This is a genomic window from Thauera aminoaromatica S2, assembly GCF_000310185.1.
Taxonomy (GTDB): domain Bacteria; phylum Pseudomonadota; class Gammaproteobacteria; order Burkholderiales; family Rhodocyclaceae; genus Thauera; species Thauera aminoaromatica.
In genome coordinates this window covers 1-13,027 of record NZ_AMXD01000022.1, presented here as the reverse complement: position 1 = coordinate 13,027, position 13,027 = coordinate 1, and the positions used below count along the sequence as shown (strand labels likewise).

12 protein-coding genes, 1 tRNA gene and 1 other RNA gene are annotated in these 13,027 nt (G+C 67.3%); 8 read left to right on the top strand and 6 right to left on the bottom strand.

The features are described from left to right. Positions 1 to 5: 5 nt before the first annotated feature. Genes C665_RS05655 through gloA form a run of 4 tightly spaced genes read left to right on the top strand, consistent with a single transcriptional unit; the run spans position 6 to position 2,706 of the window. Positions 6 to 782 carry an EI24 domain-containing protein gene (locus tag C665_RS05655; RefSeq protein ID WP_004302451.1) on the top strand — a complete coding sequence of 259 codons (777 nt, stop codon included), beginning with the start codon at positions 6 to 8 and terminating at the stop codon, positions 780 to 782. Further along, positions 779 to 1,528 carry a competence/damage-inducible protein A gene (locus C665_RS05650; protein ID WP_004302449.1) on the top strand — a complete coding sequence of 250 codons (750 nt, stop codon included), beginning with the start codon at positions 779 to 781 and terminating at the stop codon, positions 1,526 to 1,528. Before C665_RS05655 ends, C665_RS05650 begins: the two co-directional genes overlap by 4 nt. Further along, a complete protein-coding gene (locus tag C665_RS05645; RefSeq protein ID WP_004302447.1) occupies positions 1,525 to 2,292 on the top strand; it encodes a M48 family metallopeptidase in 768 nt (255 codons plus the stop codon). Before C665_RS05650 ends, C665_RS05645 begins: the two co-directional genes overlap by 4 nt. A gap of 27 nt (positions 2,293 to 2,319) precedes the next feature. Then, complete coding sequence (gene gloA / locus C665_RS05640) at positions 2,320 to 2,706, top strand: lactoylglutathione lyase (protein ID WP_004302445.1); 387 nt, start codon at positions 2,320 to 2,322, stop codon at positions 2,704 to 2,706. Positions 2,707 to 2,738: 32 nt separating this feature from the next. Here gloA and C665_RS05635 read toward each other — a convergent pair whose 3' ends face one another. Next, on the bottom strand, positions 2,739 to 3,830 hold the full coding sequence (locus C665_RS05635; protein WP_012584906.1) for an HD domain-containing phosphohydrolase: 1,092 nt from the start codon (positions 3,828 to 3,830) through the stop codon (positions 2,739 to 2,741). Positions 3,831 to 3,907: 77 nt separating this feature from the next. Next, on the bottom strand, positions 3,908 to 5,152 hold the full coding sequence (locus tag C665_RS05630; protein WP_004302441.1) for a nitronate monooxygenase: 1,245 nt from the start codon (positions 5,150 to 5,152) through the stop codon (positions 3,908 to 3,910). Between the two features lie 140 nt (positions 5,153 to 5,292). Here C665_RS05630 and acuI point away from each other — a divergent pair, with 140 nt between their 5' ends. The 4 genes from acuI (at position 5,293) to C665_RS05615 (ending at position 9,167) form a co-directional block, all read left to right on the top strand. Beyond that, positions 5,293 to 6,276 (top strand): acrylyl-CoA reductase (NADPH), encoded by a 984-nt coding sequence (acuI, locus tag C665_RS05625; RefSeq protein WP_004302439.1) that lies wholly within the window; start codon positions 5,293 to 5,295, stop codon positions 6,274 to 6,276. A 36-nt stretch (positions 6,277 to 6,312) separates the two neighbouring features. After that, on the top strand, positions 6,313 to 6,891 hold the full coding sequence (locus C665_RS05620) for a peroxidase-related enzyme (protein WP_004302438.1): 579 nt from the start codon (positions 6,313 to 6,315) through the stop codon (positions 6,889 to 6,891). Positions 6,892 to 6,985: 94 nt separating this feature from the next. After that, positions 6,986 to 7,313, top strand: a transfer-messenger RNA (tmRNA) gene (ssrA, locus tag C665_RS20105). A 165-nt stretch (positions 7,314 to 7,478) separates the two neighbouring features. Continuing rightward, the gene (locus C665_RS05615; protein ID WP_012584907.1) at positions 7,479 to 9,167 is read left to right on the top strand and encodes an AMP-binding protein; all 1,689 of its coding nucleotides are present in this window, start codon (positions 7,479 to 7,481) and stop codon (positions 9,165 to 9,167) included. 86 nt (positions 9,168 to 9,253) lie between these two features. Here C665_RS05615 and C665_RS05610 read toward each other — a convergent pair whose 3' ends face one another. The 4 genes from C665_RS05610 to dnaG all read right to left on the bottom strand — a co-directional run. Further along, positions 9,254 to 10,075, bottom strand: a complete 822-nt coding sequence (locus C665_RS05610) for a fibro-slime domain-containing protein (RefSeq protein WP_004302433.1) — start codon at positions 10,073 to 10,075, stop codon at positions 9,254 to 9,256. Between the two features lie 299 nt (positions 10,076 to 10,374). Continuing rightward, positions 10,375 to 10,450, bottom strand: a tRNA-Ile gene (locus C665_RS05605). A 42-nt stretch (positions 10,451 to 10,492) separates the two neighbouring features. After that, complete coding sequence (gene rpoD / locus C665_RS05600; RefSeq protein ID WP_004302431.1) at positions 10,493 to 12,493, bottom strand: RNA polymerase sigma factor RpoD; 2,001 nt, start codon at positions 12,491 to 12,493, stop codon at positions 10,493 to 10,495. A 49-nt stretch (positions 12,494 to 12,542) separates the two neighbouring features. After that, positions 12,543 to 13,027, bottom strand: a 485-nt coding sequence (gene dnaG / locus C665_RS05595) for a DNA primase (RefSeq protein ID WP_004302429.1), incomplete at its 5' end; no start/stop codon positions are given.

Below are 13,027 nucleotides of genomic sequence, written 5' to 3'. Positions count from 1 at the left end.
GACGCATGAAGGACATCCTCGTCGCCTTCGGGCGCGCCGGTCGCAGCCTCGGGCGGCGCGACATGTTCTGGCACCTGCTGTGGCCCGGCCTGCTCGCGGTGGTGATCTGGGCCGGCGTGGCCTTCTACGCGTGGACGCCGGTCACCGAGTGGCTCTATGCCGCGGTGAGCGGGTGGTCCTTCGTCGGCGGATGGCTGTCGGCCTCGGAGACCACCGCGGCGATCGTGCTGGTGCTGATCCAGATCGCCACCGCGCTGCTGGTGGTCCCGCTGGTGTACGTCACCGCCGCGATGCTGGTGGCGACGGTGGCCCTGCCGCTGATGCTCGAGCGCGTCGCGCGCACCGACTACGCCGACCTCGAGCAGCGTCGCGGCGGCTCCAACCTGGGCAGCGCGATGAACTCCATCGTCGCCGGCGTGCTGTTCCTGCTCGCGCTGGTGCTGTCGTTGCCGCTGTGGCTGATTCCGGGCGCCGGCCTGCTGATCTCGGTCACCCTCACCGGCTGGCTGAACCAGCGCGCCTTCGGCTACGACGCGCTGATGTACCACGCCGACAAGGGCGAACTGCAGCGCCTGCGCGACGCTTGGCGGCCGCAGATGCTCCTCCTCGGCGGCGGCACGGCCCTGCTCGCGTATGTCCCGGTGATCAACCTGGTGGCGCCCGCCTTCGCCGGCCTCGCCTTCGTCCATTACATGCTCGAAACCCTGCGCCGGCATCGCATCCAGCACGGCATCACCGTGCTCGACGCAGAGCCGGGTGCCGACCTGCGGAAGCTGAGATGAATTTCGGTGCACTGATCATCGGCGACGAGATCCTTTCCGGCCGTCGCAGCGACAAACACCTCGCCAAGCTGATCGAACTGCTCGGTGCGCGCGGGCTCAAGCTGTCGTGGGCGCGCTACGTCGGCGACGACTTCGCGCGCCTTGCCGGGACGCTGCGCGAGACCTTCGCCACCGGTGACGTGGTGTTCAGCTTCGGTGGCATCGGCGCCACCCCCGACGACCGTACGCGCGAGGCCGCGGGCGCCGCGCTCGGACTGGAACTCGCCCTGCACCCCGAGGCGGAGGCCGAGATCCGTGCCCGCTTCGGTGCCGAGATCACCCCCGAGCGCCTGCAGATGGGCGTGTATCCGGTGGGCAGCGAGATCATCCCCAACAGTTTCAACCGCATCCCCGGCTTCTCGATCCGCCAGCACTACTTCACCCCGGGCTTTCCGGTGATGGCCTGGCCGATGGTGGAGTGGGTGCTCGACACCAAGTACGCCCACCTGCACCACGCCGAAGACTACGTCGAGCAGGCGGTGACGGTGTGGGATGCCTACGAGGGCCAGCTGATCGGCCTGATGCGTCAGGTCACCGCCGACTTCCCCGACACCACCCTGTTCAGCCTGCCCACGATCGCCGCCGAGGGCCAGCGGCGTTCGCTCGAACTCGGCATGAAAGGCACGGCGGCGCGCGTCGCGGCGGCGATGGCGGTGATCAAGGCCGATCTCTCCGCACGCGGGCTGGAGTGGGAAGACAAGGCTTGAGCGCTCGGGCGGCGGCCTCGGAAGAGCCGCACAGCGTGCTCGTCGAGGGCACCCGTGTCGATCTGGTGCTGCGGCGCTCGGCGCGGCGCTCGTTCGCGCTCCAGGTGGACCACCGCGGCGCGCGCGTGTCGGTGCCACTGCGCACCCCGCTCGGCGAGGTCGAGCGTTTCGTGCATAGCCACGGTGCCTGGCTGCTCGACCGTCTGCGGGCGCGGGCGCAGGCGCCGCAGGCGCTGCCGCTGGAGGTGGCGGAGGGCGTATGCCTGCCGCTCTTCGGGCGTGTCCTGGTGCTGCGCCGGGTGTCGGCGCGCGCGGCGCGCTGGCGGGGCCTGGCGGATGGACGGGAGGAACTCCTGCTGCCCGCGGGCGTCGATCCGCAGCGGGCGCTGGTGCGCGCGCTGCGCGCGCGCGCACTGGCCTGGTACCGCGGGCGGGCGGAGGAGTACTGCCACCGTCTCGGCGTTGCGGTTCCGCCGGTGAGCTTGTCGAGCGCGGCCACGCGCTGGGGTAGCTGCAGCACCCGCTCGGGGATCCGGCTGCACTGGCGGCTGATCCATCTCGAGCCGGCGCTGATCGACTACGTGGTCGCCCACGAGGTCGCGCACCTGGCCGAGATGAATCACTCGCCGCGCTTCTGGGCGGTCGTCGAGCGTCTGTACCCGGACTGGCGTGCCGCGCGCGCCGCGCTGCGCAGCGCGGCGGCGACGCTGCCGGTGATCGCGACCGCCGCCGCCGACCGCGGCGCCTTCACCCGCGAAGATTGAAACCACCACGATACAGGAAGACACCCCATGCGAATCCTTCACACCATGCTGCGCGTCGGCGATCTCGAGCGCTCGCTCGCCTTCTACACCGAGGTGCTGGGCATGCGCCTGCTGCGCCGCCAGGACTATCCGGACGGCAAGTTCACCCTCGCCTTCGTCGGCTACCAGGACGAGGCTCACGGAGCGGTGCTGGAGCTGACCCACAACTGGGGCGTGGACAAGTACGAGCTCGGCACCGCATACGGCCACATCGCCCTAGAGGTCGCGGACGCGAAGAAGGCCTGCGACGACATCCGCGCGCGCGGCGGCAAGGTAGTGCGCGAGGCGGGACCGATGAAGCACGGCATCACCGTGATCGCCTTTGTCGAGGATCCTGACGGCTACAAGGTCGAACTGATCGAGCGCAAGGGCTGACGCAGGCGCCCCCGGGGGTGGGGGCGCAGGCCTCAGCAGGGGGGCGAGACGGGCGGCTCCGGGGCGTGCTCGTCCTGGTAGCGCGACTGCACGGCGAGCACGTCCTCCCAGGTGTGGAAGAGCGCGTCGACGCAGGTCGGGTCGAAGTGGGTGCCGCGCCCCTCGCGCAGCAGCGCGATCGCCCGCGACATCGGCCATGCCGGCTTGTAGGGCCGTGCGGAGGTGAGCGCATCGAACACGTCGGCGACCGCGACGATGCGGCCCTCCATCGGGATCGACTGGCCGGAGAGTCCCTGCGGGTAGCCGCTGCCGTCGAACTTCTCGTGGTGGGTGAGGGCGATGGTTGCGCCCAGGCGCAGGATGCTGGATGACGAACCCTTGAGGATGTCGTGGCCGATCTGCGGGTGGCGCTTCATCACCGCGAACTCGTCCGCAGTCAGTCGGCCGGGCTTGAGCAGGATGGTATCGGGGATGCCGAGCTTGCCCACGTCGTGCATCGGTGCGGCCATCAGCAGGGTCTCGGCGAAGGTGTCTCCCAGGCCCAGGCGGCGGGCGATCAGGGCCGAATAGTGCGACATGCGCTGGATGTGGGCGCCGGTCTCGGGATCGCGGAACTCGGCCGCACGCGACAGCCGGGTGATGGTCTCGCGCTCGCGGTCGAGGATGTCGGCGGTTGCCCGGCGCACCTCGGCGGCGAGGGTCTCGGCGCGGTGCTCGTTGGCGAGGTGGGCCTGGCGCAGCTTGAGCATGTTGCGCACGCGCGCTTCGAATTCGCGCGCATCGACCGGCTTGGTGAGGAAGTCGCTCGCGCCGCAGTCGAGTGCCGCGTAGCGCACGTCGCGCTCGTGGCTGGCGGTGACCATCAGGATGGGCAGGTCGTCGCGGTCGCGGCAGGCGCGGATGCGGCGGATGAATTCCAGCCCGTCCATCTCGGGCATCATGTAGTCGACGATGATGAGGTCGGGCGCATTGGCGAGGCACCACTCGAGCGCGGCGGTGGGGCGCTCGAAGTTGTGTGCACGCGCATCTTGCATGCGGTCGACGAGCTTGCCGATCAGGAACAGGTTGAGCTGCGTGTCGTCGACCACTGCGACCTGCATCGGACGGTCGAGTGGGAATTTCATCCGATGAGTATCGGAGGCCTTGGGCCTCGCACCGAGGAACTATTGCGCGGACGGCATCGCATCCGCGCATCCTCGGTTCAGTCGGGCAGGGCGATGCGGCCTTCGGTGCTGAACTGGTAGTCCTTGAACACGTGCTCGGCGGACAGGATGCGGTAGTCGCCGCCGTCCTCGCGCACGGTGGTGTCCTTGAGCCGGTAGGTGTAGTGGCCGCAGGTCCAGCAGTCGAAGTTGCGCATGTGCGTGCACAGGCAGGTCTTGTCGAAGACCTTGACCTTCTTCGCCTCGGGGTGCGCGGCAACCTCGCGGTTATAGGCCTCGATGTACTGGCAGTTGCCGCTGGAGTCGAGCAGGTAGCCGTAGGCCTCGCAGTTGGGGCGGATGCCGCTGCCGATCGCCGGGCTGCTCTTCAGCATGCGCATCGGGTAGCCGGTGGGCGAGATCTGGTTGACCTCGATCTCGTCCTCCTCGGCCTTGAAATAGTCCTGCTTGACCTCGTCGGGCAGGCCGCACTCCTTGGTGACCGTGAAGCGGGTCGCGACCTGGACGGCCGCGGCGCCCGCCTCGAGGAAATTCACCGCGTCGGTGCCGGTGAAGATGCCGCCGGCCGGGATCAGCGGGATGTCGAGCTGTTGCTCGCGCATCCAGTCGCGGATCTCGGCGACGATGGTGGCGAGGTCGTACTGCGCCCAGTCCATGCCGAAGCCGAGGTGGCCGCCGGCGAGCGGGCCCTCGACCACCACGTAGTCGGGGAGCCGCCCGGTGCGCGCGCTCTTCTTGAGGAAGAGCTGCAGCGCGCGCAGCGAGCTGACGATGATGCCCAGCTGCACGTCGCGGAAGCGCGGATGGTCCTCGATGAGGGAGAGCGAGCCCAGGTGCAGGCCGGCTGCCAGTGTGATGCCGTCGATGCCGTGGTCCATCGCGGTGCGCAGGCGCACACGCAGGGTTTCCTTGGGCGCGTTCATCGTCAGCTTTTCCATGCAGTTGATGAACACCATGCCCGGCCCGCGCTTGCGCTCCATGGTGCGGCCGACGTGGGTCGCGGTCGCTTCGGCGATGAGGCCGAGGTCGAACTGCACCACCGACTTGTCTGCGTTGGCGACGTTGAACTTGTATTGCTGCAGCTTGTTCTTGACGTACTTGGTGTTGTAGCGCCGGTCGGACACGGTCGGCAGCATCGCGTCGGAAATGTGTCCGACCCCGCCCAGCCGGGCGGCCTCGAGCGCCAGATCGGAGGTGGAAATATCCACCCCCATCCCGCCCACCATGATCGGCACGAGTTCCTGGGAGCCCAGTTTCAGGCGGAAGTCATCTACACGCTTCATTGCTTGGAGTCCGTTGATTCGGCAGTCCGACATTATCACCCGAGAGCCCCTTTGGGCCCAAGTTCGAGCGCCATGCGGGCATCGTTTAACATGCGGGTTCGACTGCGAAACCGGCGCGAGGTGCGCCCAGGGAGAGAAAAATGTTCAAGGCAGTGCTGATCGAGAAGGATGATGCCGGCTACCGCGCGGCGGTGAAGGAGCTCGACGAGGCCGCGCTGCCCGAAGGCGACGTCGGCGTTCGGGTGGAATACTCTTCGCTGAACTACAAGGATGGCCTGGCGATCACCGGGCGTGGTGCGGTGGTGCGCAAATTCCCGATGGTCGCGGGCATCGACCTCGTCGGCACGGTCGAGTCCAGCGCGCATCCAGGCGTGGCGGTGGGCGACAAGGTGATCCTCAACGGCTGGGGGACGAGCGAGGTGCACTGGGGCGGGCTCGCGCAGCGTGCGCGCGTGCGCGGCGAGTGGCTGGTGCCGCTGCCCGCGGCCTTCACCCCGCGCCAGGCGATGGCGATCGGGACCGCCGGCTACACCGCGATGCTGTGCGTGATGGCGCTCGAGCGCCACGGCGTCGTTCCGCAGCGCGGCGAGGTGCTGGTGACCGGCGCGAGTGGCGGCGTGGGCAGCGTGGCGATCGCGCTGCTCTCCAGGCTGGGCTTCACCGTGGTGGCCTCCACCGGGCGTCCGCAGGAGGCCGACTACCTGCGCGAACTGGGCGCGACCACCATCATCGACCGCAGCGAACTCGGCCTCCCCGGCCGCGCACTCGGCAAGGAGCGCTGGGCGGGGGTGGTCGACACGGTGGGCAGCCACACCCTGGCCAACGCCTGCGCGACCACCCTGTACCGCGGCACGGTCGCCGCCTGCGGCCTGGCGCAGGGACTCGATTTCCCGGCCTCGGTCGCACCCTTCATCCTGCGCGGCGTCACTCTCGTCGGCATCGACTGCGTGATGGCGCCGCGCGAGGAGCGCATCGAGGCCTGGAGCCGCCTCGCCCGCGACCTCGACGTTCACAAGCTCGAGCGCATGACGCGCGAGATCGGCCTCGGCGAGGTGGTCGACACCGCCGCCGCGCTGCTCGACGGCCAGGAGCGCGGGCGCATCGTGGTCGATGTCGATCGCTGAACCCGACCATAAACACATCGACGGAGGAAACTTCCAATGACCGAAACCATCAGCCGCTTCAAGGTGCCCGAACTCGCCGACCTTGCCGAGGACGTGCGCGAGCGCATCCTCGCCGTGCAGGAGAAGGCGGGCTTCGTGCCCAACGTGTTCCTGATGCTCGCCCACCGCCCGGCCGAATTCCGCGCCTTCTTCGACTACCACGACGCCCTGATGGAGAAGGACGTCGGCCTCAGCAAGGCCGAGCGCGAGATGATCGTCGTCGCCACCTCGGCTGCCGGCCAGTGCCTGTACTGCGTGATCGCCCATGGCGCCATCCTGCGCATCCGCGCGAAGAACCCGCGCCTCGCCGACCAGCTCGCCACCAATCACCGCAAGGCCGAGATCAGCCCGCGCCAGCGCGCGATGCTCGACTTCGCCATCAAGCTCAGCACGCGTGGCGCCGAGGTCGACGAGGCCGACCTCGCGGTCCTGCGCGCGCATGGCTTCGACGACGAGGCGATCTGGGACATCGGCGCGATCACCGCCTTCTTCAGCATGAGCAACCGGCTGGTGCATCTGACCGGTACGCCGCCCAACGAGCCCTTCTACCTGATGGGGAGGGTGCCGAAGGCGTGAGGTGCGAGGTGCGAGGTGCGTGCGGGCTGGAGCCGCGTCGGATAGGGAGTTCGTCCGGCGCGGTGCAATTGCTTACAAACGGACCGGGCCTTGTCCTCGCACAGGCATTGAATGCAGCCGCCGACCTGCGTAAGATCGCGGACATGGTTGTAATCCCGGCAATCTGGAGGCGTTCTGGACAGGGGTTCGATTCCCCTCACCTCCACCCAAGTGCATTCGGGAGTGTGCTTGGGTGGGGGTGTACCGGTTTCGACAGGGCGGGCAAAGGTGAGCAGGCAACCCGAGAGGCGACGGACGTAATCCGCGCAAATCCATAAACGCCAACGATGAGCGTTTCGCACTGGCCGCTTAAGGCCTATGCCGAGGCTGCTTGAGCCTTGTTACCAAAGAAAAGCCGGTGGGGACTTCGGTCCCCATCGTCACGTCTACGCTCCGTCGCGCGCTCCGCCCGGCAGGCTGCGTGCCGGGTCGGCCACACCACGATTCGGCACACGCGTTGACCTTCGTCAATAGTCCTGATCGACGATCGTGATCTCTCCGCAACCCGGGTCTAGGCTCGAAACGGGTAGTCTGCCGGGAGAGTTCCGATGCTGGCAACTGACACATTCCTGAACGCGCGCGACTTCCTGAGTGCGCATCGCTCGGATCCAGAGGGTGCGTGGCGGGGTTTTGCATGGCCACAACTCGAGCATTTCAACTGGGCGCTGGATTATTTCGACCAAGTTGCGGACGCTGCGGACCGCCTCGCGCTCTGGGTGGTGCACGAAGGGGGCGGGGAAGAGCGGTTGAGCTTCGCCGACCTTACACAACGCTCGAACCGTACGGCGAATTTCCTGCGTCGAATTGGCGTCCGCCGCGGAGCACGCATCCTGCTGATGCTCGGTAACGAGTTGGCGTTGTGGGAATGCATGCTGGCCGCGATGAAGCTCGGGGCGGCGGTCATTCCGGCCACCCCCCAGTTGACTGGGGCCGATCTGGCGGATCGACTGGCGAGAGCGCAGGTGGAGCACGTGATCGTCGATGCGAGCCACGCCGCGAAATTCGACGACTTGGCCGCGCCTTTCAGTCGGATCGTGGTGGGTGCGCGCCGGCCCGGCTGCGCCTGTTACGAGGATGCGGGCGCGGAGTCGGCCGTGTTCGTGGCCGACAGGCCGACCGCGCGCGACGAGGAGTTTCTCCTCTACTTCACCTCGGGCACGACGGCGAAGCCGAAGCTCGTCCTCGGCACGCAGCAGAGCTATCCGGTCGGTCATCTGTCGACCATGTACTGGCTCGGCCTGGGCCGTGGCGATCTGCACTGGAACCTGAGTTCGCCCGGTTGGGCCAAGCATGCGTGGAGCAGCTTCTTCGCCCCGTGGAATGCCGAGGCGGCGGTGTTCGCATTCGACGCTGCGCGCTTCAGCGCGCGCACGGTGCTCGACGTATTGCACGCGTATCCGGTGGTCTCGTTCTGCGCGCCACCGACGGTCTGGCGCATGCTGGTGCAGGAGGTGCTCGGCGAGCGGCCACCGGTACTGCGGGAACTGGCCAGTGCGGGCGAGCCGCTCAACCCGGAGGTGGTCGATGAGGTTCGCGAGGCGTGGGGTATCGTCATCCGCGAGGGCTACGGCCAGACCGAGACGACCGCTGTTCTCGGCACGCCACCGGGGGTACGGCCCCGACCGGGGGCGATCGGTAAATCTCTGCCAGGCTACCGTGTCGTCCTTCTCGACGAGCAGGGAGTGGAGGCCATGGAGGGCGAGATCTGCATCGGCCTCGAACCGCGTCCGCTCGGCCTGATGAGTGGCTATGCCGGTGCGCCCGAGCGCAACGCCATCGCGATGCGGGACGGCTATTACCATACCGGCGACATCGCGCATCGCGACGACGAGGGCTACATCCACTACGTGGGACGTAGTGACGACGTGTTCAAGGTCTCCGACTACCGGATCAGTCCGTTCGAACTCGAGAGCGTGCTCGTCGAGCATCCTGCGGTCGCCGAGGCTGCGGTCGTGCCGTGTCCGGATGTCGTCCGGCTTGCTGTCCCGAAAGCCTTTGTCGGGCTTGCCGCCGGTCATGTGCCCAGCCGCGAGCTCGCCGGGGAACTCCTCGCCTTCGCGCGGGCGCGTCTCGCGCCTTACCAGCGGATCCGGCGCATCGAGTTCGCCGAGCTGCCGAAGACCATCTCCGGCAAGATCCGCCGCGTGCAGCTTCGCACGGCGGAGATGGGGCGCGACCCCGGGGAGGCACGTCCGCCGCTCGAGTTCCGGGAGGAGGATTTCGACCCCGCGCCGTGAGTTCGGCTCGAAGCCGTGAGAACACCGTAAAAAAACGGCCGCTCTCCAGGCGGCCGTTCCGGGTCTCTATCCGTCCTTCCCGAGGGTCATCCCACCCGAGACCGGCGCCGAATGGCCCCAAGGCCGGCGAGTCCGAGGGCGAGCAGCGCGAGCCCTCCCGGCTCGGGCACGTTGTTCGAAGGAGGCGTGATCGCGAAGCTCGTGGTGATGTTGAAATTCGACTCGCTGGTGTGGCGCTCGGCGAAGAAGATATCCAGGTCGTAGGCCGTTCCCGGTGCCAGTCCGGCGGTCTTCAGCGTCTCCTCGGTGAAGGAGGCGCTTGCGGCGCCATGCACGCCACCGAGGTCGATGAACCGGATGCCATTCACGAACACCCACAGGTCGTCGTCGCCGGTGAAGCTGAATGAATTGTCTGCAGCGGCGGTGGGGTCGGCAAAGGAGAGCTGGCCCTCGAGGTGCAGCGTGAAGTGGTAGTTGTGGCCGCGCCCCTGGTTGCCGAAGAGTTGGCCGTCGATCGGGAAGAAGCTCGACGAGGCGTACGAATAGACGCCGCTTCCGGGCGTGGTTTCGCCGAGCGTCAGCGAGAAGGCCTGGCTCAGGTTGTAGCCCGGGCTGTCCACGTACCATTTCGCGAAGTTGGCCGCCGTCGAAGCTCCGGCAACGATGTTCGCGCCGGCGACGGGGAGCCCGCCGCTCAGGGTCGTTCCGGTCATGTTCGGCACCACCCCGGGGATGGCGCCTTCGAAATCGGCGAGCTGGGTGCATGTCGTAGCGCCCGTGGTGCCCGTGATCGATGGCGCGCAGAAATCGCGGATGGTGCCGGACAGCGTCGTCGTGGCGGCCGATGCCGTGGAGGCGAGCACTGCCAGCGTCAGCGCTGCGCAGAGAGGTTTGACTTGCATGATCATCACTCCTTTCGGGTCCCGTGTGACACTCCCGGAACTCCGGGTCTCGAAGGGTGTAAAGCAAGGGGCATGCCTGCCTCGGGTGAAAATCGGCAAGTTGTTGAATGGAAAATAGTAAATTCTTGCGGGCAAGGTGATTGGCTGGCGTGATCCGGGCGGAACTGTAAAAAACGCCGACAACGACTCGATCGGCGGCACGCGCCAGTGCCCCTTCCAGTACGACGCTGCCTTGGACGGAATGTGGGAGACCCGAAAAGCACAACGCCAGCCCCGGGGAGGACTGGCGTTGTGCTTGAAAACGTTGGTGGGCCCTGCGGGATTCGAACCCGCAACCAAAGGATTATGAGTCCTCTGCTCTAACCGTTGAGCTAAAGGCCCGCATGCCCGACGGCAGGCGCCGCCGGGCGGTGCACCGGGCCTTTACGCGTCGCTGTCGAGGAAGCTGCGCAGCTTCTCGGAGCGGCTCGGGTGGCGCAGCTTGCGCAGGGCCTTGGCTTCGATCTGGCGGATGCGCTCGCGGGTGACGTCGAACTGCTTGCCGACCTCTTCCAGCGTGTGGTCGGTGTTCATCTCGATGCCGAAGCGCATGCGCAGCACCTTGGCCTCGCGCTGGGTCAGCGAGTCGAGCACCTCGCAGGTGGCGTCGCGCAGGCCGGAGTACATCGCCGCCTCGGCCGGGGCCAGGGTGGCGGTGTCCTCGATGAAGTCGCCCAGGTGGGAGTCGTCGTCGTCGCCGATCGGCGTCTCCATGGAGATCGGCTCCTTGGAGATCTTCATGATCTTGCGGATCTTCTCCTCGGGCATCTCCATCTTCTCGGCCAGCGTCGCGGGATCCGGCTCCTGACCGGTCTCCTGCAGGATCTGGCGGCTGATGCGGTTCATCTTGTTGATCGTCTCGATCATGTGCACCGGGATGCGGATGGTGCGCGCCTGGTCGGCGATCGAGCGCGTGATGGCCTGGCGGATCCACCACGTGGCATAGGTCGAGAACTTGTAGCCGCGGCGGTATTCGAACTTGTCCACCGCCTTCATCAGGCCGATATTGCCTTCCTGGATGAGGTCGAGGAACTGCAGGCCGCGGTTGGTGTACTTCTTCGCGATCGAGATCACCAGGCGCAGGTTGGCCTCGGTCATCTCGCGCTTGGCGCGACGCATCTTGGCTTCGCCGGTGGACATCTGGCGGTTGATGTCCTTGAGTTCCTTGAGCGGGATGCCGATGCGGTCCTGCAGGTCGATGAGCTTCTGCTGCTCCTCGAGCACCGCGGGGTGGATGCGCATCAGGCCGTCGGCGTAGTTCTTGCCGGCGGCGATCTCGTCCTTGAGCCAGTCGAGGTTCACTTCCTGGCCGGGGAACACCTTGATGAAGTGCTGGCGCGGCATGCCGGCGCGATCCACGCACAGCTGCAGGATCTGGCGCTCGTGGCTGCGCACCTGCTCGACCATGTGGCGCACCGAGTCGCACAGCTTCTCGATGGCCTTGGCGGTGAAGCGGATGTTGAGCAGCTCGTCGGAGATCTGCTGCTGCAGCGCGAGGTAGGAGAGGTCCTGCGAGCCACGCTTCTCGAGCGCCTGCATCTTCTTCTCGTACAGCCCGCGGATGACGTCGAAGCGGGCGAGCGCGTCGTTCTTGAGTTGCAGCAGCGAGGCGGCATTGGCGCGCTCGGCGCTCTCGGCGCTGTCTTCCTCGTCGTCGCCCTCGTCCTCGTCCTCCGCGCCCTCGTCCTCTTCGGCCTCGGTGTCCTCGTCGGCGGACTCCTCCTCCGCGGCCGCTTCCTCGGCGCTGCCGGCGTTGGGGTCGATCAGGCCGTCGACCAGCTCGTCGATCTTGGCATCGTCGGCGGCGATGCGGTCGACGATGCCGAGCATCTCGGCGATCGTGGTCGGGCAGGCGGAGATGGCCTGCACCATGTGCTTGAGGCCGTCCTCGATGCGCTTGGCGATCTCGATCTCGCCCTCGCGGGTGAGCAGCTCGACCGTGCCCATCTCGCGCATGTACATGCGCACCGGGTCGGTGGTGCGGCCGAATTCGGAGTCGACCGAGGACAGCGCCTGTTCGGCTTCCTCTTCGGCGACGTCCTCGTCCACGTTGGTGGCGACGCTGTCCGACATGAGCAGGTCTTCGGCGGCCGGCGCCTCGTCATAGACCTGGATGCCCATGTTGTTGAAGGTGGCGATGATGCCTTCGATCTGCTCGGCATCGGCCACATCGTCGGGGAGGTGGTCGCTGATCTCGGCGTAGGTGAGATAGCCGCGTTCCTTGCCGAGCGTGATCAGCGTCTTCAGCCGGGTGCGGCGCACCTCCGCGTCGAGCGGGGTGGCGGCGGGGCTTTCGACCACCGGGGCTGCCTTGTCCTTGGCCTTGGCAGGGCGGCCCTTCGCGGGGGCGTCCTTGCGTGGGTCCTTGGCTTTTTCGCGTGCCATAGCACTCCTCAAGTGAGGGTGTAAGAAAATGGGGAAACCCGAAATTGTACTATAAATCTGAGACTTTGCCGCTGCTCGCGAGGTTCCGCTTCTCGAGCAGCAGCTCTCCGAGGCGATGGCGGCCGGCGGCGTCCAGGCCTTGCTCACGATCCCGTTGTAGCAGGGCGGTGATCTCCTTGCCGACGCCGTCGATCTGCAGTTTGCGCAGGGCGTCCTCGAACAGCGTCTCGACCACCGCTTCGTCGAATTCCGCCTCCACGAGTTCCGCGGCGACACGTGAGAGGGTTTCGGCGTGGGGTGTCTCGCGGAAGCGCTCGATCAGCGCGCCCAGTCCGCCCGAGGGGATCGGCTCGCCGAGGCTGCAGAGGTCGATGATCGCGATCAGCGCGAGGCCTTCCGGGCTGTCGTCGGGCACCAGGCCGACCGGCATGCGCGCGGCCCAGGTCGGGTGCTGCATCACCAGGCGCAGCAGGGTGCCGGCGGTGGAGGGGGGCTTGCGCCGGCCGCCCGCGCGCGGGCGCGGCGCCTGGCCGC

Excerpts from the sequence above, each read along its gene's own strand:
- C665_RS05655 (WP_004302451.1), top strand. The coding sequence starts at position 6 with ATGAAGGACATCCTCGTCGCCTTCGGGCGCGCCGGTCGCAGCCTCGGG.
- C665_RS05650 (WP_004302449.1), top strand. The coding sequence starts at position 779 with ATGAATTTCGGTGCACTGATCATCGGCGACGAGATCCTTTCCGGCCGT.
- gloA (WP_004302445.1), top strand. The coding sequence starts at position 2,320 with ATGCGAATCCTTCACACCATGCTGCGCGTCGGCGATCTCGAGCGCTCG.
- C665_RS05635 (WP_012584906.1), bottom strand. The coding sequence starts at position 3,830 with ATGAAATTCCCACTCGACCGTCCGATGCAGGTCGCAGTGGTCGACGAC.
- C665_RS05630 (WP_004302441.1), bottom strand. The coding sequence starts at position 5,152 with ATGAAGCGTGTAGATGACTTCCGCCTGAAACTGGGCTCCCAGGAACTC.
- acuI (WP_004302439.1), top strand. The coding sequence starts at position 5,293 with ATGTTCAAGGCAGTGCTGATCGAGAAGGATGATGCCGGCTACCGCGCG.
- C665_RS05620 (WP_004302438.1), top strand. The coding sequence starts at position 6,313 with ATGACCGAAACCATCAGCCGCTTCAAGGTGCCCGAACTCGCCGACCTT.
- C665_RS05615 (WP_012584907.1), top strand. The coding sequence starts at position 7,479 with ATGCTGGCAACTGACACATTCCTGAACGCGCGCGACTTCCTGAGTGCG.
- C665_RS05610 (WP_004302433.1), bottom strand. The coding sequence starts at position 10,075 with ATGATCATGCAAGTCAAACCTCTCTGCGCAGCGCTGACGCTGGCAGTG.
- rpoD (WP_004302431.1), bottom strand. The coding sequence starts at position 12,493 with ATGGCACGCGAAAAAGCCAAGGACCCACGCAAGGACGCCCCCGCGAAG.